The organism is Myceligenerans xiligouense (assembly GCF_003814695.1).
GTDB classification, from domain to species: Bacteria; Actinomycetota; Actinomycetes; order Actinomycetales; family Cellulomonadaceae; genus Myceligenerans; species Myceligenerans xiligouense.
Map to the genome: position 1 here is coordinate 2223419 of NZ_RKQZ01000001.1, position 26746 is coordinate 2250164.

Sequence of the window (26746 nt, forward strand, 5' to 3'; positions counted from 1 at the left end):
CTCGGCGGCGCAGGCGGCGCAGGGCAGGACGCATCTGAGGACGATTGGCCCGCTTCGGGGCGTGCCGTTGTCGGACCGATGGCGGAAGGCATGCTTGTTGGTCCGTCGAACGACGTGGTCCGCGTTGACATCGCGGCAGCCGCGGACGCGGACGACGCCATCTGCAGGCCTGTGCAGCCAACGACCGCAGGTCAGACGACCGGCCGCAGTCGTGGGGGTGGGGACGAGGGCCATCGCGACGCTCCTGACGGTCACGCACCGGCTGTAGGCCAGCGCTCCTACACGTCAGGTGTGACTCCTGCGTCGGAGTCAGCGACCCATCGCTACTTCCCGCTCGACTGAGCCGGCTCAGCTGCCGCTATCGGGGCTGCTATCTCGTTGGAGGGCGGAGCGCCTTGAAGGTCTCCTCGGTAAGGATGAGGTCGCCGAAGTCGTCGCGTGCGGCGGCCTGGACGCCGGGGTCGGGGAGCTTGTTGGCGTACCAGGCTTCCGGGTCGGGGTGCTGGACCAAGTGGCGGTCGTTTCCCAGATCGGTGATGGTCCACGCGGACAGGTCGCGTGTCTTGGCCAGGTGGGTTCCGGTCAGGACCTGGATGCCGGCGGCGTCCAGGACGTAGTGGCGGGCGATGTCGAGGTCGTCGGTCGAGACGTTCTCGCCGGGTCGGACAGCTGGAGGCGCCTCGGATGGGCCTGAGAGCGGATGGCAGGTGCGGGTTACGCCGTATTCGAGGCGGGGGCCGAGCAGGGTGAGGATCTGGGTGAGGACGTCGAGTCGCGCCCGCCAGGGTTCGGTCGCTGAGGCGAGGGTGATGGACGCTCTGGCGCCCGAGGAGAGTCGCGCTCTGGCGACGGAGAGAGTGGGTTCGTTGATCCAGGTCAGGCTGGTGAACGGGGCGCGTGCGGCAGCATCGATCCACGCGGCGCCGCGGCGTGTCTGCGGGGCGGGCGACCTGAATATGCCCCTGCCGATGTAGGCAAGAGGTGCAGAGGAGCGGGCGTCGACCAGGTCTGCGATGTCGATCAGGGCGGCACGGTCCTCGGCAGCTACATCGCTTCCATAGGGGAAGGTGCCGCTGCCGGGGTGCGGGTTGAGCCGGAGAAGGGCTCCTAGGGCATGCCCGATCTGCTCTGGCTGGTTGCTCCAGGCTGGGGGCTGGGGGTTGTGGGCTCCGCGAATCTGGCCGGTCCATCCTTGATCGGTCAGGCGTTGAGCGTATCGGGTGAGCCAGGTTCGTATCTCTACGCCTTCGCCGGCGGTGTTCATCAAGGCGATGACGCCGCCTATGGGCGTATCGGCGGTGTCCTCCACAAACGGTGCGTCGTCCTCCCACTGGTCCTCGGCCTCGTCGTTGAGCTCCTCGATCAGATCTGAGCATGCGAGGAAGGGGTCAAGGTTCGCCGGCCGGGGCCCCGTAGGGGAGGGCTGGAACTCGAAGGAGAACTCCACAGGGTCGTCGTTCCAGGCCCGATCGATGGAATCCCAGTGCACGTCTACGCCCATGTGGCCCATCGAACCTGATCTGGTGGGACGGGTCCAGCCTGACGCGGCATGCCCGATTTCATCCTTTCGCAGCGTCTAGCGTGACTGTTACGGTCTGCTCAAATCACTGCAAGCCGTACATGTCAGGAGATCGTCTGGTGCATGTCCTGCGAGGGTTTGTCACTGGCTTGGCTGCTGTGGCCGTGGTGGTCACGTCCGCTCAGGTCAGCCCGGCGGTCGAACGCGACGACGGGTTGACGTCGGCTGAGGAGGCTGCGATCTCCCGGATGCTCAACGACGCCTCTGCTGAGGCTGTCGCCGCGGTGGACTGCCCGCCGAACGATGCGTCGATCGTGCCGGTGAGCGGCAAGCGATGCGTTGCTGAGCTGATGCGGCGCAGCAGGGGCCAGCTCTTGGCCACTTGCTTCAACTCTGCGAAGGCCGCCCTCCCGGATGCACTGTACGGCCGGACGGAGTGCAAGAACGGGGGCGGGACTCAGGACGAGGCGATCGCACAGGCGAGGTACATCCAGCGCCTGAACGACGCCGGGGTATACGGGAAGCCGGCCACGGTCGGAGGGATCTCACCGGACATCCAGTGGGAGGTGAAGTACTCCAAACCCGCTGGCGCGGCGATGGGCGGGCGACCGGATGTCGTCGTCTACGACCGGGACGACCCGAACGGCCCACTTGAGGTCGTCGAGGTCAAGAAGGCGGCGGCTGAGGCGGACGCGAACGACCAGGTCCAACGATATGAACGTGACTTCCCGCGGGGCGCCAACAACCGCCCGTTCGTTGCGAAGAACCTGGCGGGCTACCGGGACTCTTTCAGGGTCCTGGAGAGCGACTGCGCTGCGTCTGGGGTGACGCGCGAGGTGATCGACAAGTACGACGTCTACCCCGGGCAGGCGGGGGTCCTTCTCTTCAAAATGACTGATCGGCAGGTCAGGGACTGTGACGACGATGACGATGGCGGCAACGAGGGCGGCGAAGAGGTTGAGGAGCCCGAAGGCATCCCGGAGGAGATCCCACAGTTCTGTGAGGACGGGTGCATCGTTCCTGCACCGGGCCGCGACGCGGACGGCGACGGGAAGGATGACTTCTGGGAGCACTTCCTTGAGGGACACCCTGAGCTGAACGACCTGCCGGCGTGGCCCGAGCTCCCGCCTGTTCCCGTGCCGGATGAGGAAACGATCTGGGTGAGCGCGGCGGTCGCCGCCGGGCTTGTCGTCGTTGCCCTCGCCGTCGTTGCTTTCTGCGCCGGTACGGCGGGAGGTTGTGTCGCCTTCCTAGGCGCGGCGGTTGCCGCTGAGGGGGGAGCCATGTCGGTGGGTGTGGCTGCAGGGATCGCGGCTGCACTTGCCGCGCTTGGATTGGGCGCATGGGCGATCTGGGGCGACCCGCACACGGTGACCCTCGACGGCAGAGCGTACGACCTGATGTCGGTGGGTGAGTTCGAGCTGATGCAGGTACCCGAGCTCGGCCTCAACTTCCAGGCGAGGTATGTGCCGCTGGGCGGCTCGGTGTCCTTGCTGGACGCGATCGCCTTCGAGATCGCCGACGACCACGTCGAGATCGACTCGGGCACCGTCCACATCAATGGACAGGAGGTCTCCCTCTCAGCTGATGGCGGAACCCTGCTACTGGACAGCGGGGCAGCGGTCGTGCGCGATGACTCGACCTACTCCGTCGTAATCGCCGGCCAGAACGAGGGCGTGATCGTGCAGATGAAGGGCCGAAACCTGCGGGTCTTCGCTTCGGAAGGTCTGGAGACGGACGGTCTGCTGGGAAACAACAACGGTGACCCGTCCGATGACCTGGTCTACGGCGATGGGACGCCGGCGGGGGAAAATCCCTCACCTGAGACGCTGCATGGTCCGTTCGCAGACTCGTGGCGGGTGACCGATGAGACGACGCTGTTCAGCTACGGCCCGGGTGAGTCGCCCGATACAGTCGCGGACCCGGATTTCCCGGAGCAGTACGTTGACCTGTCAGACTTCTCAGACTCGGCGATCGACGCGGCTACCGATACCTGCACCGCCGCTGAGGTGCTGCCCGGCCCAGCATTCGATGCGTGCGTCCTGGATGTGATTCTGACCGCGGACGAGTCCTTCGCTGCCGATTCGGCGCTGGTGACCACCGTTCCGTATTCCCCGTCTCAACGCTCATTCGAGAACGGACTGCTTGCTGAGACCTTCGAGTCGGCTGTCGGCTCGAACTTCTCGGCACGGTCGTACATGACGGTCGACTCCACCACGATCGTGGGCCCGGTGTTCGACACTCCCGGCTACCGGGCACACGTATCGAGCGTGCCACGACATGACGGTGTGGACATTGCCTTCGACCTATATGTGATGGGACCGGTCGCGCAAGACACGGACGAGCAGTCGCTCGTTCTGGAGATCGATGGCCAGGAAAGCGCCGCGGTTGACCTTGACAACGGGACACCGGTGGTTGCCGCTGACTCCGCGTGGACGTTCACGCCGCTGGCCGAAGGCGAGACTGGCGACGGGGTGTCGTACTCGAGCTTCCGCGCGTCGGCTCACCTCGCCCACGCCCAGTCCTCGCTGTCGGTCGACATGAAGCCTGCCGGATTCCGAGGCGTGCAGGGAACGGCCGTGGGGGTGGACAACATCGACTTCGCCCTCGATGTGCCCGCACCAGCCGTCACCACGGCGAGTCTCCCACTGAGCGTCGAACCAGGGGCCCCGGGCGGGTTCTCCTCAGCTGGAGGGGCTGACCACTACGTGTTCGATGTCGGTGAGGGCGACCGCCTGACCTTCACCCCGAACTCGTGCACGGCGACGGCCAGCTTCACCCTCATCGAGACCGCAACCGGCCAGGAAGTCTTCGACCAGAGCCACTGCTACGCCTCGACCACGACCGCAGAACTGTCCGCAGGTCAGTACGAACTGCGTGTCTCGCCCTGGCGCTCCTACGGCGAACCGCGCGCCGGGAGCTACGGCTTCGACCTGTTCACGGTGCCCGAAGCACAGTCGTTCCCCTACACGCCGGGCGACGTCGTCACCGACGGAGCGCCCGCAGTCGGGGCGGGGAACCTGGAGACCATCTCCTCGGTCGACCGGTACACGTTCACCCTCACCGAGGAGACCTCACTGCACTACGAGCGACTCCGCTCGTATATGAGCTACCGGATCATCGACACCGCCACGGGCGACGCTGTCGGCGATGGCTACACCGACAGCGACTTCACGCTCCCAGCAGGCTCCTACGCCCTGGAAATCGGTCAGCGTGACGAGCAGGGACCCTACTCCTTCAACCTGTTCCCAGTCCCGACACCAGAGACGTTCGCCTACACGCTGGGCGAGACCGTCACGGACGGGCAACCCGTGGCCGGAGCGGGAAACCTGGAGACGAGCGCCTCGGTCGACCGCTACGAGTTCACGCTGGCAGATGAGACCACGCTGCAGTACGAGCAGGAGGTCTTCAAGCTCTTCGACTACCGCATCATCGACACCGCTACAGGCGACGTCGTCGTCGAGGGCACCTGGGATCGACAGTTCACTCTGCCGGCCGGTGACTATTCCTTCGAAGTCGGTCACGGCAATGACCAGGGCACCTACTCATTCACCCTCTTCGAAGTACCTGAACCGGAGACGTTCGAGTACACAATCGGGAACACCGTGACGGACGGCGATCCCGGTTCGGGGGCAGGAACACTGGAGACGATCGCATCCGTCGACCGCTTCACCTTCACCCTCACCGAGCCCGCCAAGATCCAGTACGACCGGACCGCCGGATACGCTGACCACCGCTTGATGTCACTCAGTTCGGGAAACGTCGTGGCCGAGGGATATGGAGACCAGCAGTTCACCGTCCCACCGGACGAGTACGCCTTCGAGGTCACCGGATACGCCGGATCCTACGGGTTCACCCTCTTCGACGCGCCCGAGCCCCAGACCTTCGACTACGAACTCGGAACTGTGGTGTCCAACGGCGTCCCGGCCGAGGGCGCGGGGAATCTGGAAACGGTCGCGTCAATCGACCGGTACAACTTCACCGTCACCACGGCGGGCGAATACCAGATCGACGTCCCATTCCTGACCGACTACATCATCACCGAGGCCCAGACCGGCGACGTCGTGCTCGAATCCAACATCGACCAGCGCATCGACCTGACCGCAGCCGACTATGTGATCCAGCTTGGACCCGGGCTCAAGCTGACCTACACCCTCCAGATCTTCGAGATCCCCGCACCCCAAACCTTCGCCTACGAACTCGGCACCACGGTCTCCAACGGCGTCCCAGCCGCAGGAGCAGGGAACCTCGAGACTATCTCCTCCATCGACCGATACGCCTTCGCCCTCACCGAGGAGACCACGCTCCAGTACGAATACATCAGCCCGCAGCTCCCGTTCAGCTACAAGATCATTGACCAGGCCGACGGGCAGGTCGTCTTCCACGGCGGAGCGCACAACCAGGTCACTCTCCCGGCAGGGGACTACACCATGGAGTTCGGCACCGGCGACGACGGCACCTACTCCTTCCGCTTCTTCGAGGTCCCGGCCCCGCAGGTCTTCGCCTACGAACTGGGAACGATCGTCTCCAACGGCGTGCCCGAGGAAGGCGCGGGCAACCTGGAGACGATCGCCTCGATCGACCAGTACACCTTCACCCTCACCAGCGAGACCACGCTTCAATACCAGTACCACGGCATCCCACGTCCCTACCAGGTCGTCGACCACGCCACCGGAGATGTCGTCACCTCAGGCATAGTCGGCAAGACTCTGACGCTCCCGCCGGGTGACTACTCCATCGACTTCGGCGCCACAACCACCGACGACGGCACCTACTCCTTCACCCTCAGCCAGACAGCCGCAGCTGCCGCGCCCACGGCGCTACGACCGATCTGACGAGCGCATTGGCTGACTGGAGTCGATACCGGCTGATCAGCGCCGGTTCATGCGTTCCCCTCAGCCTCGGCGCCAACGCCGCCGAGGCTGGTCTCGGCTGCGGCTCGACCTGCTGCGAGCCGGTCGGCGTCCGCACGCTTGGTCCACGGCCGCAGGCGGGCCAGGATCGGCGGCGTCGATCGCAGCAGCACCAGTCCGGTGCCGAAGGGGAGGGTGCGGATCGCCTCGGGCGGCAGCACGGGTACCCGGCGTAGTGACCGCTGTACGGAGCGTGATCCGTCGTGGCCGATGGTCCACGAGTCGGTGGTTTCGTCCTTCTCGCCCAGCAGTGCGGACAGGTCGCGCAGGTCCGAGGCCGAGGAGGTGCCGCCGAGGACGACTTTGACGATGGAGGAGTCCCAGATCGCTGCGGCGGATTCTGCTCCCCATTGGTCACGTGCTTGGGCGAGGGATTGGAAGACGGGGACGGTGGTGATTCCGGTTCCGCCGCCGTCGGCCATCAGGAAACGCAGGGACGGCAACGGGGTGATGTTCCCGATCTCGTCCAGCGCGAGCAGCAGGGGCGGGTCCAGTCGCTGTCCGGGGGATCGTGCGGCCAGGCGCCGGGCGGTTTCGGTGAGGTCTTCGATCAGTGCGGCGACCAGAGCGCTGGAGGCGGAGGCTCCGGATCCGGTGGCGAGTAGGTACAGGGTGCCGCGCTGGCGCAGGAAGGCTTCGGGGTCGAATACCTCTGCCGGGTCGGGGCTGACGGCGGCCAGGACGGCGGGGTCTGCGAGGCAGGCCAGTGCTTGTCCGACGCCCATCCAGAGGCTGTCGCGGGTGCGCGGGTCACCGTTGATCATGCCGTCCAGGCCGTCGCCCCACCCGTGCGCCGCGGCCGGGTGGGCGCGCAGGATCGCGACGGCGTCCTGCGCGGCCGCGGGGGACAGGGACCACAGGTACAGGTCTTTGGGCGTGCGCCCGGCAAGGGCTGCGGCGTGGAGCATGGCCTGTAGGGCGCCGCGGGTCGTGTTCTCCCAGAAGCCGCCGTTCTCCACGCCCTTGCCGCCCAGCCCGGTCTCCTTGGCCAGCCCGGCTGCGCGGACCATGGCCCGGCGGGGTGTCTCGCAGCCGCGGATCGGTGACCAGCGCAGCCCGGCCCCGGCGTCGCCGGCGAGTCCTTGCGGGTCGAACACCGCCACCGGCCCGGCCTGCCGGCGTGCGGCGATCGTGACGGCCAGGGTGTCTGGCCGGGTCGAGGTTGTCACGACGGCGCCGGGTGCGTCGAGGATCATGTTGATGACCAGGTGCAGGCCCTTGCCCGACCGCGGCGGGCCGAGGATCAGCATCGAGTCCTCGACCGACGCCCACAGCTCTCGTCCGCGTGCGTGGCCTAGGAGGTAGCCGACGTCGGCCGGGGCAGCCTGGTCCAGCGACGGGCGTAGCGTCGTTGAGCGTTTCACCAGCGCCCGGCGGGACCCGGTGCGCGCGAGGTCCGACGACGACGCCAGCCCGGCCCGAACGTCCCGGCGGGCCGACGGCGTCCGCAACCGGACCACCATCCGCCACACGAACCACACCGCCGTCCCGGCCGCGGACATCAGGACGACGACGGCGATCCAGTACACGACGGCGTTCAGACCGGTGTCTCCGAGCACCGTGCCGGGGTGGGCGGGGTCGGTCAGGACCTTCAGCCCGGTGGCGGGACCGCCCGCGGGCATGGGGCGGCCGGTGAGGAACGCGGCCATGTTCCCCGCAAGCCGCAGCATGGCCGACAGGGTCAGCAGGGCGGCCAGGGCGATCAGGGCGAGGTTGGTCAGTTCCTGGCCGCCGGCACGGGTGGTGTTCATCGTCATCGGGGTCACCTCGACAGTTCTGGGCCACCGGCAGGCCGGCGAAAGGCATGGTTCAGGTCGTCCAGCCCTGCCCGCGGACGCGACTTCGGACCGGAGGCGGTAGGGCTGTTGAGGGCGTCGCGGATGGCGCGCAGGGTCGCCGGTTCGCGGTCGGCCTGGTTGACGTAGATCTCCCGGGAGTCCTCACCGATCGCGACGACGTCCCCGACCATCGCCCGCAGCGCCGCGGGCAGCGTGAACCCGACACCGCCGTGCTCGTCGGCGCTCAAGCGGGTGACGATCACTGCGACGGCGACCTGCTCGCCGGGGGTGTAGCCGCCGGCCTCGAACCAGCCTGGCGATGGGCGCCCCAGGCGGCTCGGCGAGCCCGGCGGCATGGTCGCGGGTGTGGCCGTGGGCCCGCCTGGTGGCTTCGGGCGGTCCGTCGGCCGAGGACCGAGGTAGGCGAGACGGTCACGGGTGACCGTGTCGGAGAAGACCCGTCCACCATCGTGCAGCACGACCTTCAACGGGCCGCCGTGCTCGGCCAGAAGACGGTCCAGGATCCACGGCACATCCCAGCGGCCCATCTGGCCTTCTGGGAGGACACCGCCCGGTGCCGGCGGGATCCACGGGTTCTCGTCGACCATCACGGTGACGTGGCCTTCGTCATCGACATCCATCACCACCTCAGCTGCGGCGCTCATCGACCGATCCCTTCGGCTCGGGGAGGAGAATCCTGTGCCAGAGGAAGCCCCCGGCGCGTCAGCTCCTCACCTGTCACGGGAGCCTGCGATGACGCGGCCGACAAGGGGACCGGGGTGCTGCGGCCTTCGCTGCGGCTCGGTGATGTGCGACCGGTGGAGCGGTCCAGGCCGGGTGGATCGCCGTCGGACACCTTCTGCGGTTCCAAACCGTCCAGGATCTGCAACGCGATCGTCCGCACCCGCGCGGCGGTCTGCTGGACCGCGGTGACCGGATCGACGTCCTTCACGCTCCCCGCCCAGGCCGCCACATACGGGACGGTGTAGTCCGCCGAATCGACACCGTGAGCCCCCAGCACGAACGCCGCCACCGACTCGGCCTCAATCTCCGCGATCCCCCGATGGGCAGGCACATCAGGGTCATCGGGTGCATGCCCGTACAGATGGCCGGCCTCGTGACTGAGCGTCTTCACCCTCGCCAGAGGCTCCATGTCCGCGCGAACCAGGATCTTGTCCGGCCCCCACATCGTGACCCCGTTCGCCCCGCCGATCTGAGCGGCTGTCGCGACGTCATCGAGCGCGAAGCCCTTCGCCCGAATCAGCGCCGCCAGACCGTCCCACAGCCCAGGCGGTGCCTCGCCCTGCAACAGCCGCGGAGCGGGCGGTTCCGGGATCGGAGCGTCACCGTCGGTGAACTCGGCCGGGAACACCGTCGTCGGCCGCACTCCGACCATGCGTGTCGCGACCATCTCCCCTGGGGCGGGCTTCTCACCCTTATCCAGGCGGCGGTAGCTGCCATCATCAGTCACGACCACACGCGCCGTGACCGGCGCCAGTATCTGAAAGCCCCGCGAACCCGCGCGAACCTGGCGGCCGAGCGACTGCCACGCCCGATACCCGGCCACATAGCGCGGATACGGCACCGGCAGCAGCCCGGCCTCGTACGCGGCAAGGCTCTGGGAGTAGAGCAGCATGCAGTTGCCGAAGCTGTACCTACGGAACCTCGCAGCGAACACCATCGCCCGCTGCCAATCCTCCCCGGTAACCAGCGCGTGCACGGCGTCGGTCAGGGTCTCGTGCAGCGCATCCAGCTTCGCCTGCCGGGCCGCGGCCCTGCCGTCTGGTGCCCGGTCGTCATTGCGCATCGTGGCCTCCCGATCGGTGTGGGAGGTAGGTGCACAGGCCGCTCCAGCCGGCCAGTCGCCGACGTCAGTGTGAGCGTTTTGTGAAGGTTGACGGCGTTGCGCATGCGGCTGCGATTTCGCGAGATCTAGCCGTTGCCCGATTGCGGCCGGGTGAAAAGTTTCATCCTGCTATAGCCAGGCATCGGCGATATTCGTGAATATTGTTGCCTGAAGTTCTCCTGTGCGTGGCATGATCCGGCGCGTCTTTGTTCTCGTCGGTCGGGAGGCCGTGTCATGCAGGTGCGTCGGATGAGTCGTTCTTCAAGACGTGTCCGACGTCGGGTGTTTCCTGCTGGGCTTGCCGTGCTGGCGCTCGGCGCGGTGCTGGGGCTGCCGGTGGCGCCGCCCGTGGTGGCTGACGATGTGGTTCCTGGGGATGAGCCGGTCGAGTGCGTCGATGTGGTCACGGATCCGGCGGTGGATCCGGTGCATGTGGCGGTCGCCTGCGGTCATGAGGTTGAGGTTGCTGCGGCCAGGACGCCTTGGGATACGTACTTCATGCAGCCGAACGGGACGTATCGGTGGGAGTCTTCGCTTGAGGCTTCCAGGACTCGCATTGACGGCGTGTGGCGGCCCGCGTCGGGCGTGCTGGTTCCGGATCCGGAGGCTTCGGAGGGGCTTGCTGCTGCCGGTGGCGTCTATGACATCGACATCCGCGCGGCTGCGCCTGGGGAGCCGTTCGCGGTGCTGGCGGATACGGCTGGTGTCGCGGGCGACGTGGGTTGGGACAATGTTCCTGGCCAGGAGCCTGCCGCGCCTGCGGGCGAGCGAAGCCTGTCGGTGAGTCTGCCGGGTCTGCCCTTTGCCGTCGGTGAACCGGTCGTGGATGGTCAGGATGAGACGCGTGCGACGATGCCGCTCATCGATCCGGCCTCGGGCCAGGAGGTGCCGGGCGCGCGGGTGGTCGTGACTGTCGATGGCGACGGGACGGGCCTGCTGCCGGTGCTGCAGATCGATGATGCGGACGCGTATCAACGGCTGGATGAGGCGTCGGGCGGGGTCGGGGTCTCGTTCGAGATGGCAGTGTCGGATGACCTGCGGATCGAGGCTCCTGATCCGGTCGACACCGGAGATGGGCAGGTCGTGCCGGCGGGCGAGTTCGAAGTCGTCGATCCGACCGCGGGCGGCGGTGAAGCGGGCGTGGAGGTGTTCTCCGGGGGGCGTGCGCAGCAGTGGGATTCCTCGGCGAGCCAGACCGAACTCGCTGCGGAACGCTCGAGCGCTGCGGCGTCGCTGACCTCGGATGTGGACGAGGAGGAGCCCACGGGGAGCGTGGACCGTCTGGTCGCTCCGCTCGATGGTGATCTGGTCACGGACATGGACGTGCAGATCGCTGCGGACGGGAGCACGGTCACTGCAACGGCCGAGCCGTCGATGTTTGCCGACCCGGATGCGACGGGCCCGTTTCATGTCGACCCGTCGATCAAGGGCGGGCTGCACCAGTGGACGGCGGTACGGTCAGGGTGGCCGGAGAGCGCCTCGTCGTACCAGTACAAGGGTTCGGAGGGCGTGGGCCTGTGCCCGACGACGGGCTACCCGGTGTGTGACCGGCACAGCATCTCGCGGCTGTTGTTCGAGTTCAACATGTCCGGCCTGCCCGATGGCGTCTCGGGTGGGCACGTGTCCGGCGCGAGCTTCTCCGCAGTGGGCAAGCACTCGTACACGTGCAACAAGTACTCGGTCTCGCTGTACCGGACAGGCGCGAACGTGGTGTCGTCCTCGACGAACTGGAACTCGAAGGGCTCATGGGCCTCGGACAAGAAGCTGTCCGAGCGGAAGGTGACACACCGGAACGGGTGCGCCGACCAGTCGTATCGCGTGTCCTGGAGCGCGAAGGCAGCCGCGCAGGTGGTGGCGAACAACAACTGGAACTACCTGACCCTGGGTCTGCGTGCCAATGACGAGGGCGACCAGACCAAGTGGCAGCGGTATGTGGCCAGCGAACTGGATGACGGTACGTCGCGTAAGGCGACGTTCACGGTGTGGTTCAACCGTCCGCCGATCATGCCTTCGACCGCGTCGATGCGCACCAAGGTGTCCTCGACCGGGAGCGAGTTGGACTGCGCGACGTGGTCGGGGGATCCGACGGTGGTGCGTACGCGTCGTCCGTACTTCCAGGCGCGTGGAACCGACCCGGACGGTGTCTCGCCGTGGAACCAGAAGGTTCAGGTGAAGTTCCGCGTGATCCCGCAGGGAAGTCACACGCCGCGCTGGGAGTCGGGCTGGACCAGTCTGAAGGCGAGCACTTCGACTCATCGGGTGCAGGTGCCCTCGGGCAAGGCCCTGGCGAGCCAGACGGTCTACAAGTGGCACGCGCGGACACGTGATTCGTCGGGCAAGACCTCCGCGTGGTCGGACACGACGTGCTGGATCCGTCCGGACGTGACTGGTCCGAACTCGCCGGATGTGTCCTCTGCTCAGTACCCGGGCTGGCCCGAAGGGGTACATGGGGCGGTGGGGACGCCGGGGACGTTCACGTTCAAGGCGAACGGATCGAATGACCTGACGGCGTACAAGTACTCGTTCAACAACGGAGAAAAGGCCGGCACCATCCCGACGTCGGGCAGCAACTCGAAGTCGGTACCGTTCACGCCGAGTCAGCCGGGCTACAACGAAGTGGTCGTTCAGTCCAAGGACGAGGCCGGGCTCTGGTCGGACGATTCCAAGTACGAGTTCTGGGTCGCCTACCCGGCTCGGGACGGGCTCTGGCACATGGACGAAGGGACCGGAACCACTGCCGCCAACGAGGTGACAACCACTCCAACGGCAGGCGATCTGACCTGGGACTCCGGCGTGACGTGGGGGACAGGTGCGTGGCGGGAGACGCTCGCCGATCCGGACGACCCGAATGACACGCGCTTCGAGAACGATCGGTCGCTGGTGTTCGACGGGACCGGGTTCGCTCATTCCCAGGGCCCGGCGGTGGCGATCGACCAGTCCTACACGGTCATGGCGTTCCTCAAGCCCGCGGACGACTTCTCCGGGGTCGGCGCCGCTGTCTCCCAGGAAGGTGAGAACCGCGGCGCATTCCACCTCGGATATACGGACAACGCGAACTGCAACACGGACGTCGATGAGGACACAGGCCTGCAGCTGCCGTGCTGGGGTCTGTGGGTCAAGGACGACGACTCGACCGGTGCGGGACATCAGGCGGCCCGGTCCGATGTTCCTGCGGTCGCGGGTCAGTGGGTGCACGTGGTGGGCACGTATGACGTGTCGGATCCGGCGGAACCGACCCTGAGCGTGCGGGTGTGTGACCCGACCGAGTCCCTGGCGACACCGGAACCTGTGACGGTCGAGGCGGACCCGGTGACCTGGACGGCGCCGGGGCCGATGCGGCTCGGCTCGGGGATTCGTGCAGGGACGCCGGAATGGGTGTTCCGCGGCGCGGTTGACGACGTGCGCGTCTACCGCGAGCTGGTGGACGCGGAGCGGCTGGACCGCATCTGCAAGGGAACTGAAACCGCATGAGGCGGCACGGGGACGAAGTGACACACGGGCAGAAGTACTCGCGACGCCGCGGTTTCGGACCGCGGGGGACGGCTGAAGGAGAAGCGCTGGTGAGCACCAACTACTCGAGCACCGTCCCTGACCGGCCGTCGCGGCCCAGGTCGGTGCGTCGCGGTGGCCGCGCCGTCGGCCTTGTTGCGGCAACCGTCGCCCTGGCGGTCGCCCTCCCATTTCTGCCGGCTGCCGCTGCACCGGATCCGGATCTTGCTGAGCGCCAGTCGTGGACCCTGAATGAGCGGGCGGAGCACGATCGCGAGTTCGCCGAGAACGCGATCGGTGAGATCGACATGGATCGGCCGCTGCAATCGCAGGCACAGCACGGCGCCGATGCCGTGGTTGACGTGCCCGCTGCCCGCAAGCCTGAACCGCTGGCACCGGTTCGTGCAGCTGCGGCGAGTACACAGGTTGCTTCAACCCAACGCCGGTCCGCTGGGCGGGCGGCTGATCGCGTCGAGGTCGGAGGACTGTCGGTCGGCATCGAGGCCGCGACTGACAAGGCGGCCCGTGCCGCAGGCCTGAACAGTGACCGTGGTGCTGCGGGAAGCGCGCACGTCACAACGCTTGACGCCGAGCGTGCGGACAGGCTTGGTGTCGAGGCGGTGCTGACGGTCCGGCCCGGACAGGGTGAACGGCCCGCCCAGGGACCGGCGCTCGTGAGCGTCGACACCAGTGCGCTGGCTGGCAGCGGCACGGAGATCGCTTCACGGCTGCGGCTGGTCGAACTGCCTGCCTGCGCTCTGACCACGCCCACGGAGACCGAGTGCCAGACCTGGGCCGATCTCACCGATCCCGCCGATCAGCCGGAAGACGTGGTCTCTGGCGTGATCGAGATTCCCGAGACTGCGGACACCTCAACGAGGCAGCAGAGGACTACCTCACTGCGTGCGGCGGAGGCCTCCGCGTCAGAGCAGGTCGTCGTGTTGGCGGTGGCGGCAGGCGACAGCGGTGACGAGGGCGACTGGAAGGCGACGCCGTTGTCCAGCGCAGCCTCCTGGGAGGCGTCGGGTTCGAGCGGTTCCTTCACGTGGTCGTACCCGATGCGCGCACCCGACACTGCCGGCGGGCTGGTTCCTGACGTGTCACTCGCCTACGACTCCGGTTCGGTGGACGGCATGGTGGCCTCCGTCAACACGCAGACCTCCGAGATCGGTGAGGGCTGGCAGTTGTCGGCGGGTGGTTACATCGAGCGCAAGTTCGTTCCCTGCACCGATGACCAGGCCGCGGTGGGCGGGCAGGACCCGAACAACAAGGATCATGACTCGGGCGACCTGTGCTGGAAGAACGACAACGCGACCCTCGTGCTGGGTGGAACGGCTTCGGACCTGGTCAAGGATGAGGGCACCGGTGACTGGCACCTGGAGGCGGACGACAACACGAATGTCGAGCACCTGACCGGCGGCTGGAACGGGGACAACAACAAGGAGTACTGGAAGGTCACCACCAGTGACGGCACGCAGTACTGGTTCGGGCGGGACAAGCGCGCCGCGGACGACCCGATCTCGAACCTGTACTCGGCCTGGACGGTACCGGTGTTCGGGAACCATCCGGGGGAGCCGTGCTACAAGTCGGCATCCGGCGGCGGGTTCGCCGAGTCCTCGTGCAAGCAGGCCTGGCGGTGGAACCTGGACTACGTGGTGGACACGTCAGGAAACTCCATGACCTACCGGTATGGCCGGGAGTGGAACAACTACGGGCGAAACAACAACGAGACCGATGTTGCGGCTGCCGACTACGTGCGTGGCGGATTCCTGCGCCAGATCGACTTCGGGACGCGTGCGGACACGCTGACCAAGTACCCGCAGGCGCGGATGGTGTTCACCTATGCGGAGCGGTGCATCGAGACCAGCAGTTTCGACTGCGGCACCCTGAACTCCGACACGCGCGACCACTGGCCGGACGTGCCGCAAAACCTCATCTGCTCCACGACCGCAGACTCGTGTGAGAACCGGCTGGCGCCCACGTTCTTCACGCGCAAGCGTCTGACGGGAGTGGAGACGCTGATCAAGCAGGCCGACACCACACTGCGGAGCGTGGACTCATGGGAGCTGACGCACTCGTTCCCGGATTCGGGTGACGGCCTGGACGCGCTGTGGCTGAACCAGGTGCAGCACACCGGCAACGGCACCGGCAACGCGATGACGCTGCCGGCCACGCAGTTCGGTTCGGTCCAGATGGACAACCGTGTCGCGGCAGGGCTGGACCGGTCGGCGATGTCGCGGATGCGGATCGGGCAGATCCGGACCGAGTCCGGTGCGATGATCTCGGTCGTGTACTCGGACCCGGACTGTACGTCATCCGACACGCCTTCGGCGCCGGAGACGAACACGCGACGGTGCATGCCGGTGTGGTGGACTCCCGAGGGCGCCGAGGACCCGATCCGCGAATGGTTCCACAAGTACGTGGTCAAGCAGGTCACCGAGGACTCCCGTGACGGCGGGTCCGACCCGACCGTCACGTCCTACTCCTACCCGGGCAATGCGGCGTGGCGGTACGTCGATGACGAACTCACCCTCAAGAAGCACCGCACCTGGTCCGACTGGCGAGGCTACGCCACGGTCGATGAGTACACGGGCGACACCGTGAGCAACCCCGACATCACGCGGCTGCACACCCGCTACCGCTACTTCCGCGGCATGCACGGTGACCGGCAGAGCCCGACCGGGGGAACGAAGTCGGTCCAGATCGACGGGATCAATGACCTGGACCAGTGGTCCGGCATGGTTCGCGAGGAGATCACCTACAACGGCTCGGCGGTCGTGGACCGAACGGTGAACACGCCCTGGCGATCCACAGCGACGGCGACGTCCGCGGACGGCGACAAGGCGTACTACACCGGTATCGAGAAGACCCGGACCACGACCACGGCGCCGGACCGCGCGGCAGGAGATCTGGTCAGTGAGGTGAACACCACCTACGACTCCCGCGGTCGTGTCGAGACCGTCAGCGATCTGGGCGACATCGGCACCGGCAGCGACGACACGTGCACCCGCACCACCTATGTTACGAACCCGGACAAGAACATCCTGGACACGATCCGTCGCGAGGAGACCGTCGCGGTCAAGTGCGCGGCCACGCCCTCGCGTCCCGCGGACGTGATCGCCGACCAGCGCTACGCCTACGACGGCGGTCAGGTGGGCGATGCCCCGACCCGGGGCCGGGTGACCGCCTCGCAGGAAGTGAAGTCCTATTCGGGTGGATCGCCGTCCTACGTGGACGTGGAGCGCACGACGTACGACACCTTCGGGCGACCGGTCACGGTCAAGGACGCGCAGGAGAACGTGACCTCGACGTCGTATGCGACCGTGCAGAACCTGACCACCGGCACCACGGTCACCACTCCCGACCCGGACGGCGGCTCTGGCCCGTTGGCCGCGCACGAGACCGTGTCCGAGCTTGATCCGGCATGGGGCGTGCCGACGAAGGTGACCGGCCCGGACGGGCGCGTCACGGAGGGCTCGTATGACGCGCTTGGCCGGTTGCGGCAGGTGTGGAAGCCTGGCCGGGTGAAGGGCCAGGACACGGCATCGGTGAAGTACTGGTACGGCGTGCGCGACACCGGCGTCAACGGGGTACGTACCGAGACCCTCACGCAGGATGGGTCGGGGTACCGCCGGAGTTTCACGATCTACGATGGGCTGTTGCGCGAACGTCAGACGCAGGCGGCCTCGGCATCGGACCTGGCCACGGGCAGGGTCGTCACGGACACCACGTACGACACGCGGGGCCTGGCCACGCTGAACAACCACGCCTGGCACACGAGTGGTGACCCGGCGTTCGAGCTCCTGACGACGTCGGCGGCGGTACCCGGGCGCACCCTGACCGAGTACGACGGCGCGGGCCGCGCGACACGGGAACTGTTCCAGGTGGACGAGGACGCCGAGGACTACGACAACGGCACCTACGTGCTCAAGTGGGAGACCCGCACCCAGCATCGCGGAGACCGCACGCTGGTCACCCCGCCTGACGGCGGCACTCCCACCACCACGATCACCGACGCACGCGGGCGCACGACGGCGATCCGGCAGCACACCGGTACCACCCCGTCGTCCGACTACATCGCCACGACCTACACGCACGACGCCGCCGACCGGCTCACCCGTGCCGTGGACGACGCCGGGAACCGGTGGACCTACGAGTACGACCTGCGTGGCAGGCAGACCCGGACCACGGACCCCGACAAGGGCGAGACCCTGACGACCTACGACATTCTCGGGCGTGTGGAGACGGCGACCGACGCGCGTGGGCAGACGCTCGGCTACACCTACGACGCACTCGGGCGCAAGACCTCGATGCGTGAAGGTGGGACCAGCGGGACCGTGCGGGCCGAGTGGACGTACGACCTGCTTGGGGACGGTACGAGGGTGCCGGGGCAGCCGGCGTCCACGACACGGTATGTCGGCACCGGCACGGACCTCAGCGAGATCGTCACGACCGTGGACGGGTATGAGGTTCACGGCCAGCCCACCGCGACCACGACCACCATTCCGCAGACCGTGAATGGTACGGACCTGGGAGAACTCGCCCGGTCGTGGACGACGACCTACGAGTACACGGTCTCCGGCCTGCCGGACAAGACGGGGTACCAGTTCGGCGGGGGAATTCCGTCCGAGACGATGAATCTCGCCTACGACAGTGCTGATCAGCCCAGCGGCCTGGAGAGCGACCGGCACGGGATCTATGTGGCCGCCGCGGACTACAAGCCCACTGGAGAGCCTGCACGCTTCTCGCTGGGGAACACGCACGCCTACGTGCAGGACTGGGACTACGAGTTCGGCACCAACCGGCTCAAGAAGTCCACCGTGGTGGCCGAAGACCCCTCCGGCGTCGCAGTGGATGTGCGGCGTGCGTCCTACACGTGGGACCACGCCGGTAACCTCACCAGTGTGTTCGACACCCCCGCCGCCGACCTCGGAGGCCGCGCACACGACCGTCAGTGCTACGACTACGACGGCCTCGGCCGGCTCGTGGAGGCGTGGACGCCCGCCACGGCCGGGTGCGGTACCGCGCCAACCTCAGAGATCCTCGGTGGCGCGGCCGCCTACTGGAACACGTACTCGCACGACTCAGTGGGCAACCGCACCAGCGTCGTGGAGCACGCCGTCGGGTCCGGGAGCGACATCACCAGCACGTACGACTACCCGGAGGCGGGCGGCGCCGCCGGCACCCAGCCGCACGGTGTCACCCAAGTCGAGCACACCGGCGCCCAGACCGGCACCAGCAGCTTCACCTACGACGACGCCGGGAACATGACCGGCCGCGACCAGGCCGGGCAGACGCTCCAGGAACTGTCCTGGGACGCCGAAGGCGAACTCGCGGCAGTCGCCGAGGACACCGACGGGGACGGCACCATCTCGACGGCCGAACAGGACGAGGCCGACGGCTACGTCTACACCGCCGACGGAGAGCGCATCCTGCGCACCCAGGACGGCGCCACCACGCTCTACCTCGGGCACCAGGAACTCACCCTCGACCACTCCACGGGAACCGTCTCCGGCCAGCGGTACTACACCTTCGGCGGCATGACGATCGCCACACGCACCGGCTACAACTTCGCCGACGTGGACACGATCATCTCCGACCAACAAGGCACCGGCACCGTGCAGATCCCGAACGTCGACGGGCCCGCACATCGAGTGCACCGCTACACCGACCCGTACGGCAAACCCCGCGGCCCCCAGGCATCCCAGCCCGGAGCAGGTGGTGGCGCGGACGGCGACTGGACCGGCGAACACGGCTTCCTCGACAAACCCATCGACGCCACCGGCCTGACCGCCATCGGGGCACGCATGTACGACCCAACCCTGGGCCGATTCATCTCCGTGGACCCGGTCATGGACCTGACCGACCCACAACAATGGAACGGCTACGCCTACAGCCACAACAACCCCACCACCTTCACCGACCCCACGGGCATGCGGGAGATCTGCGACAGCGGCCACACTTGCAACTACGGCAAGGGTGGCGGCATCACCAAACAAAAGAAGAAGGCTAAGCCCAGGCCCAGGCCAGCTACGGTTGAATCGACTGCCAACACCTCCAATTGGAGCTGGTGGACAACATTGCGCGCACGCTACCAGGCCTATAATGAGGGGTTTAAATGGATTCAGCCCAAGCCCGTCGCTCTTGATCCCGCGGCGCGCACAACTACGTATACTGGTGCCGACCCCCTTGTTCAGCGGTATATCCAATCTGCACATTTCCAAAGTGCCAGGCAGGCGACGATCAACGAACTCATGACAAACGGATCCTACGTCAGGGGATCGAAGCCGTTGGATCACGGATATGCTGCCGGGCGAGATGGGCTTGGGAGCATGCGCAAGAATCTCATGGCAGATGCCCGAACCCATTTCGGGAGTGAATACTACAGCAACGGTGAGTATGAAAACATTGCGATTGCTTTGCTGGGTTCACATGAGTTGTCCGCCAGTCCGGTGACGATCTCCTTCAATGGAGGGGGCGGCGACCGACGGACGGCTGTAATTCAGTATGTGGTAAAGAATGACACGACGCTCGCGTCAGCAACGCGTGTCGGATACAACAGCCCAAATGTCGATAGTGCCAAGAACTGGATCGCGGAAGGTTCGTTCGGGGGAAGGGTGTCCCAGGAATTTGTCTGGTATGAGAGATACACGTATGACTATCAAGGAAGGTAGCATGAGTCGGACGAGATTGCTGTGCTCGGTGGCTGTGCTCGTGATGGCGCTAGTCGGCTGCGCCCCGCTTAACGTTCCGGTCGACCTCGGAACCCCTGTCGACCTGACGTCTGAAGAGTTGTCCGGAGTGTGGGGCAGAACCGACAATGAGCAGGGTGATCCGACTCGAATTTGGTTCGGCGACGCAGGAGAATTTTCTGCATGCAACTTTCCCGCCCCCTATGTATGGGATCAATCCGAATTGCACGGCGACGGTTCTGTATCCATCAGTGGTTATTTCGAAGTGGATCGGGGTCGCATATATGCTGGCACGGATGGAGCGGGTCGGGCCGGAGCGCCTCTGATACTATTTCCGAGCGAGGTTGATGGCGTCGATGTGCTGCGAGTTCAGGCGGGAGGTGACCCCGATTCTTCTGACATCATCGATTTTGTCAAGAATGAAAAAGATGTCGACTTGAAGGACTCGTGCTGAAGGGCAATTGCTCCTATCCCACTAGACTAGGCCCGTGAATTTCGGAATGCTCCACGGTAGGCTCGCCGGGAGGGCCCACCTCTCTGCGATCGGACTCCGGGGGTACCCGGTGGGAGGGCTGGGATAGTCATGCCCGCGATAAGTCGCAGCTAGTCTCGTTCGTGAACGATGTTGCCGTCATCTGCTCCTGGGTGCGTGGACGCGGGCATTGCGTTCAGTCTCATTGCGCCGTTGACGGCGTTCTGGTGTCACGGGGTCTATGTCGGCCCATCCGTCCGTTCTCGAAGAGTTCGGCTTCGATGTCGTGGAGTTGGTGTTGCACGATCGCGGCGTCGTTGCGGATCTTCCAGAGTCCTTGCCCGAGGCCGAGGTGCGGCAGCCGTGCGGTCTCGGCCGCGGTGAGCCCGAGTGCGGTGGCGGTGGGACCGAGTTGGTCGGTCTCCTGGCGGTAGATCACTCTCGTCTCGGCGTTCGCGAGCAGCGAGGTCGCCAATGCTCGGGCGGCGGAGCCGGCGTCGCCGACGTTGTCCAGGTCGGTGAGTTTGTGGAAGACGAGCAGGTTGGCGATGCCGTAGTGGCGGGCCAGGCGCCAGTGCGCGTCCATCCGGCGCAGCAGCGCCGGGTGGGCCATGAGCCGCCATGCCTCGTCGTACACGACCCATCGTTGTCCGCCGTCGGGATCGGCAAGGGCTGACTCCATCCATGCCGAGGCGCAGGTCATCAGCACGCTCATGGCGGTGGTGTTTTCCGAGACGCGCGAGAGGTCCAGGGACAGCATCGGCAGACTCGGGTCGAACTCGACTGTCGAGGGACCGTCGAACATGCCTGCCAAATCACCGGCAACCAGGCGCCGCAGAGCGTGAGCGACGGGGCGACCGTCCTCGGTCAACCGCCCGTCGGGATCTTCGGCGCGGTCCGGTGTCAGGAGTCGGTCGACGACGGCGGGCAGCACGGGAGCGCCGCCGGAGGCGTGCACGGCTGCCGTGAGCGCAACGTCGATCGTGGTGTGCTCCACCGGCGAGAGGGTCCGTCCGAGGGTTGTCTCGGCGAGCGCGCCGAGCAGGCCGCGCCGTCGGGCCCGGACCTGGACCGTCCATTCGTCGTCGGACAGGCGTGAGGGTCGCGGGCCGGGATCGAGGGGATTGAGCCGGGCTGTCAGGCCTGGGCCGAGCTGGATTGCCTGGCCGCCGACGGCCTCGGCGATGAGGGTGTGTTCGCCTTTGGCCTGAGTTCGGTCATTCGCTTAGTGCCTGAGATCGGCGCGGGTTGAGCGCGTCCAGGACGGTCTGCTGTGGGCTGGGGATTTCGGGTGGGAACGTTGCGGTGGTGCCGTTGATCGTGATCGTGGCTGATCGCAGGGGGCGGAGCTGGCGCACGATGTTCCGGATCGCGAGCCCGGTGCGGTTCTGAGCTTCGCGGGCTACGGCCAGGGCGGTGAACACGATGGTCAGGTGGGCTTCGATCGCGTCCTTGGTGCGAGCGAACATGGGCCGGGCGGCCAGGTCGGTCTTGCTCATCCGGAAGGACTGCTCCACGTGCCACAGGTCGTGGTAGCAGCCGATCACCTCGGCCGGGGGCATGAGGTCGACGGACAGGTTGGTGACGTAGCCCTTGAGCCCGGCCAGTGACCGGGCCCTGGCCAGGGCCTTCTCGTCCAGCCGGCGGGTCCCGGCGCGGGTGGTGACAAACCGGGTCGCCTTGACGGCCTTCTTGCCGTCGATGACGTCGCGGGCGCGGTTGGCCTGCAGGGTCAGGGTCTTGTTGTCCCGCACGAAGCGTTTGCGGGAGAAGGACCACACCGCCCGCCACGACGAGCGATGCGTGGCCTTGTCCCAGACCGGTTCGGCGCGCAGCATCGGATCGTTCTCGGCGTTCTTCCCCGTCTTCGGCGTGATCGTGTCGATCACCTGCCCGTCGGCGAACGCGTCTCCGTACCAGCGGAAGTGGGACTCCAGATCGATCGGCGCCTTGGTCACCCGCGACCCGACGATGAACCCGAGCCCGGCGGCATCCAGCTCCTCCAGGTTCGACGCGGACAACATGCCGGCGTCAGCGACCACGACCACGCCCTCGATCTGATGACGGGCCTGGAACTGCTCGATGATCGGGATGATCGTGTGCTTCTCGGCCTTGTTCCCCTCGAAACAGCCGATCTCCAGAGGGAACCCGTACCGGTCGACCAGCAGCCCGACCACGATCTGGGGGTCAACCCGGCGTTCCTTGGAGTAGCCGACCTTCCGCAGCCCGTCTTCCTTCTCCGCCTCGAAGTAGAGCGTGGTCACGTCGTACAAGCACAGCGACACGTCCCCGCTGGACTGGGCGTGGTCGAAGCAGGCGCGGGCGACCTGGTCCCGATAGCCGCGCCCGACACAGCGCGCCAGTGTCCGGCGCATCGTCTTCTCACTTGCAGGCTTCCGGCCCAGGTCCCGCAACACCCGCCCGGTGTCCAGGACCGAGGTGGGCTCCACGATCCGGGCGATCACCAGGTCCCGGAACGTCTCATCGCCCACAGCCTCGAATCCCAGGTCATCGAAGACACCACACAGGGCATCGAACAACAGCGGTGACGCGGTCGCAGACACCCGCCCTGCCGGCACCCGCCCGGCCGCGGCCGGATCCTCGAACAGCGTTCCCTCACCCGCCCCGACAAGCCGCGCCACCTGCGGCATCGGCTCAACGCCCACGTCCAGCACACCCTGACCCGGATCGTCCAGCAACGCCCGGGCACGCTCCAGCAGTACGCCGAGCTCGGCCTCCGAATGCGCCGAACCGACATGCTCCACGATCCGCCGCCGCCCGGCCACCGACTCCGCGATCTGCACCGCCGTCGCACCAGACGCCGTCCGCACCCGCCGAATCCACGCCACCACGCGAGCCTACGAGGCACCAATTAGTGCCTCAACCACACCCCCTCCACCAGCATCACTCCAGGTCAACCGCCTGCCGCCCCGCAAATCCCGACGAGGTGACCAAGCTCAGGCGATTCGCCTGACCGAGCACCTCGCCCTCGAGGGCATCGCGCCCTCGATCGGCTCCGTCGGCGACGCCTACGACAACGCCCTCATCGAGACGATCAACGGCCTGTACAAGACCGAGTGCATCCGCACCACCGTCTTCCACCCCGGCCCCTACCGGACCCTCGCCGACGCCGAGTACGCGACCGCCGGCTGGGTCGACTGGTACAACAACCGGCGTCTCCACGGCTCGCTCGGGATGCTCACCCCGATAGAGTTCGAGACGCTCCACTACGAGGCCCTCACCCGAGAGCCCGAACCCGCAAAGTAGCGGCAGAGAACCCGGGCCGGTTCAATCAACGCCTTGAACTGACCCAGCCGCGACCACGGTCCGGCAGCGAGGATGCCTGAGGTCCCGGCCACAGCGATGCCATTCACCTGTGCTGGGACCGTGATCACAGCGACGAACCCCACCCAGCCAGGCTCGGTGAGGGTCCGTCGTTTTCTACGGCTGTTGAGTAGCCATAGAACACCCAGAGAGATCGGTCGATCCCCAAGCTCACTATATCCCTAGGTGGCAGGCGGGAGGCGCTCGGATGGCGGCCTGCCAACTTCAACACGCGAACGACACAAGTGCCCCACCCAAGCAGAACTGTGCGCTAAGTCGCAGCCCAAAGAGCACCCGCTGTGCAGCGGTGGCAGGATCCCGGCTATGGACGCCTCCGGAACCAAGTACTTCATCTCTCACGCCACGTCCGATAAGGACGCCGTGCGCCCGGTCGCGCTGCAGGTGCAGGTTCTTGGAGGGGAGGTGTTCTTTGACGAGTGGTCTATTGGCTATGGCGAATCGGTACCGGGAGCTATCAGCACAGCGCTCGACAATTACGAAGTCCTCGCACTCTTCTGGTCGAGGTCGGCCAGCAAGTCGGCATGGGTGCAACGAGAGTACCTAACTGCAATTAATGGCTGGATTTCGGATGATAGGTCCCGCCGGCTCATCGTTCTGCGGCTCGATGACACGGACGTGCCTCCACTCCTCAAGGACCTGAAGTGGTTCGACTTGCGGGCTGGCGATGAAGACGGCGCAGTCTGCGCGATCATGCAGATCGATGACGACGCCGAACGCCTGCGCGGACTGCAACGGTGGATCGAGACGCTCGGCGATCTCGCCTACAACCCGGGCTACGGCGTTGCGATTGCGTGCCCGCAGTGCGGAGCAAAGGCGAGCGCTCTGGAGAATTGGTCCCAGGTGGATCACGAGAGGGACGACACTTACGCCGGTCTACGGTGCACAGAATGCGACTGGGTGGATGGCGGAGAGATCATTGGCTAGCGAGAGCCTGGGGACTGCCGTCGAGCACTCCCGACGACTACGCACTGGGCTGGACGGCTACGTTTGTTCCCAGAACGTCGAAATGTGCGGGCCGACTCTCGTTGCTTGTTGCATGTCGGATTCGACCGAGCGCGTTGGCCGCGACGGGAGTGGCGGCCGGTGTCGTTTTCCGGTCTTCCCGAGCGGGTGGACAGGGTGCGAACTGTCGTCCTCCCAGGCCAGGGCCCCGCTTGATCTGTCTCACTCATCGAGAGTTGACCAGCTCTGCAGTGGGCTGAACACCTCGTCCGAGGGCAGTCTGCGGTGAACTCGCCGAAGATGCCAGTCGTTGGAGGGGTCGAGTTTGAATGCAACCTCGTCTTCGTACTCGCCGGAGGGGGTGATATCACTGGCTGCTTCGCTTCCTTTGAAGAATACCCAGGTGGTCGCGCCATTGTCCTGTGCGCTTGGGAGTGCGATGCCGTCTACTTGCGGCGACTTTGCGAAACGGATCAGCTCAGCGATGAGCTGCGTTGCGGCGTACCCGATGTGCTCGCGGCCGTCCGGCTTGATTGGCTGGGTGATGTCTTGAACGAAGTCGAGTAGGAACAGAACCTCTTGGCGCGCCAAGGAGCGGTCGGTGTCTGCGACACTGGGCAGCTTGGATTCCAGGTTGGTCAAGTCGAGGAGGCTCAGTTTCCGGACCGTGAGGAATTTTCCCATAATCGCGTAATCTCGCGTATAGTCGTGTGCCGCGATCTCCGCCATTGCTGTTGAGGGCCTGGGTGAGGCGTAGAACATTGAGACGCCAGCTGGGCTATAACGGCTAACGCCTGCCATGCCTGCTGGAGCGGCACCGAGTTTCGAAGCGGACAGGTATTTCTCTCGCAGCCAATCGGGGATTTCGTTTCCAAAAGCGCTCGTGTCTATGAGCGCATCAGCTTCGGACTCACTTACGAGACGTCCTCGGAAAACTTCACGATCAGCAGGCAGATCCGCTATCAGGGTGTTCCGTCGGATTATGTCAAGAAATCGGTCGACGAAGTCGGATGCGACATGACCGTTGGGTAAGGGTCTGGAATTTTGGTGGAGAAACGCCGCTCTCGATGTGTGTTCGACAACATCACGAAAGGTATTCCACCCCGCGAGCGGACTCAGCTGGTCGATCCGGTCGCCGCGATCGCACCAGCGGTAGTTTCCCAATTTCTCGGTCAGCCACTTCAGGATGCGGAACTCGCTTGAGCCGTCAAACACGTACCGATGGAAGGCGTGGTTGACAACCATTCTCGTGTCGAATGTGACGGTGCCTCGGGCTGGCGGGGATTCGAAGTGGTGCTCGATGATGCGGCGGCACTCCTCCAAGAGTTTCCACATTGGGACCCGCTGTTCGTCGTCGTCACGTCCGCAGGAGAAGCAGGTTCCAGACTCTTGCTCCTCGATCCGTTCTGCGAGCCTGACGTCGAGGAAGTGTTCGGTGCAGAGCACCTCGCCGCGTTCCGAGCGAGTGATCGACTCTTCGCTGAAGAACCCCATGCGGACATAGAACCATGCCACGTGCGTCTGCTGGCCGTCAGTTGCCTCGGCCATTTGACCGCACGCCGGTCTGCACGAACGTCTGGGGCGCTGGGCGCAGGGTGATTTTGGCGCCGATCTGGCCGGATGGGCGTGTGTGGGGCCTACTGTGTGCTGCATGCCGGAGCCGTCGAGGTATGAGCGTCGTGCGTGGGATGCGTTGGAGTCGGCTCGTGTTCGTCCGCTGACTCGGGCGTCGCGGGCTGTGGGGAACGCG

The 26746-nt window shown here is 66.1% G+C and carries 11 protein-coding genes and 2 pseudogenes; 6 read left to right on the forward strand and 7 right to left on the reverse strand.

The genetic code is table 11. The features are described from left to right. Nucleotides 1–370: 370 nt before the first annotated feature. A complete protein-coding gene (locus tag EDD34_RS09595) occupies nt 371–1501 on the reverse strand; it encodes a hypothetical protein (protein WP_123814361.1) in 1131 nt (376 codons plus the stop codon). A gap of 137 nt (nt 1502–1638) precedes the next feature. Between EDD34_RS09595 and EDD34_RS09600 the strand changes: the two genes are divergently transcribed. Next, nucleotides 1639–6354, forward strand: a complete 4716-nt coding sequence (locus EDD34_RS09600; RefSeq protein ID WP_123814362.1) for a VWD domain-containing protein — start codon at nt 1639–1641, stop codon at nt 6352–6354. Between the two features lie 47 nt (nt 6355–6401). On the opposite strand, the gene EDD34_RS09605 is transcribed toward EDD34_RS09600, so the two are convergent. The 3 genes from EDD34_RS09605 to EDD34_RS09615 are packed head-to-tail and all read right to left on the reverse strand — an operon-like array spanning nt 6402 to nt 10017. Next, nucleotides 6402–8183 (reverse strand): type IV secretory system conjugative DNA transfer family protein, encoded by a 1782-nt coding sequence (locus tag EDD34_RS09605; protein WP_123816442.1) that lies wholly within the window; start codon nt 8181–8183, stop codon nt 6402–6404. 11 nt (nt 8184–8194) lie between these two features. Then, on the reverse strand, nt 8195–8875 hold the full coding sequence (locus EDD34_RS09610; RefSeq protein WP_123814363.1) for a hypothetical protein: 681 nt from the start codon (nt 8873–8875) through the stop codon (nt 8195–8197). Further along, entirely contained in the window at nt 8872–10017 is a 1146-nt protein-coding gene (locus tag EDD34_RS09615) for an ArdC family protein (protein ID WP_211341542.1), read from the reverse strand. The genes EDD34_RS09610 and EDD34_RS09615 overlap by 4 nt, the downstream gene beginning before the upstream one ends. 342 nt (nt 10018–10359) lie before the next feature. Here EDD34_RS09615 and EDD34_RS09620 point away from each other — a divergent pair, with 342 nt between their 5' ends. The 3 genes from EDD34_RS09620 (at nt 10360) to EDD34_RS09630 (ending at nt 20691) form a co-directional block, all read left to right on the forward strand. Further along, nucleotides 10360–13527, forward strand: coding sequence for a LamG domain-containing protein (locus EDD34_RS09620; RefSeq protein WP_170177024.1), 3168 nt, complete (start codon nt 10360–10362; stop codon nt 13525–13527). A gap of 692 nt (nt 13528–14219) precedes the next feature. Beyond that, nucleotides 14220–20219, forward strand: a complete 6000-nt coding sequence (locus EDD34_RS09625) for an RHS repeat domain-containing protein (protein WP_170177025.1) — start codon at nt 14220–14222, stop codon at nt 20217–20219. 1 nt (nt 20220) lies between these two features. Beyond that, nucleotides 20221–20691 (forward strand): hypothetical protein, encoded by a 471-nt coding sequence (locus tag EDD34_RS09630; protein WP_123814366.1) that lies wholly within the window; start codon nt 20221–20223, stop codon nt 20689–20691. Nucleotides 20692–20911: 220 nt separating this feature from the next. On the opposite strand, the pseudogene EDD34_RS09635 reads toward EDD34_RS09630, so the two are convergent. Together EDD34_RS09635 and EDD34_RS09640 are read right to left on the reverse strand one after the other, a co-directional pair. Beyond that, nucleotides 20912–21913, reverse strand: a pseudogene (locus EDD34_RS09635) (ATP-binding protein); the annotation flags it as partial. A gap of 13 nt (nt 21914–21926) precedes the next feature. Continuing rightward, the gene (locus tag EDD34_RS09640; protein ID WP_123814367.1) at nt 21927–23558 is read right to left on the reverse strand and encodes an IS1634 family transposase; all 1632 of its coding nucleotides are present in this window, start codon (nt 23556–23558) and stop codon (nt 21927–21929) included. 121 nt (nt 23559–23679) lie between these two features. Between EDD34_RS09640 and EDD34_RS09645 the strand changes: the two are divergent. Beyond that, nucleotides 23680–23976, forward strand: a pseudogene (locus EDD34_RS09645) (transposase); the annotation flags it as partial. 381 nt (nt 23977–24357) lie between these two features. Further along, the gene (locus EDD34_RS09650; protein WP_123814368.1) at nt 24358–24978 is read left to right on the forward strand and encodes a toll/interleukin-1 receptor domain-containing protein; all 621 of its coding nucleotides are present in this window, start codon (nt 24358–24360) and stop codon (nt 24976–24978) included. A gap of 240 nt (nt 24979–25218) precedes the next feature. Here the strand turns inward: EDD34_RS09650 and EDD34_RS09655 are convergent, their stop codons facing one another. Then, nucleotides 25219–26544 (reverse strand): RES family NAD+ phosphorylase, encoded by a 1326-nt coding sequence (locus EDD34_RS09655; protein WP_170177026.1) that lies wholly within the window; start codon nt 26542–26544, stop codon nt 25219–25221. Between the last annotated feature and the right edge of the window lie 202 nt (nt 26545–26746).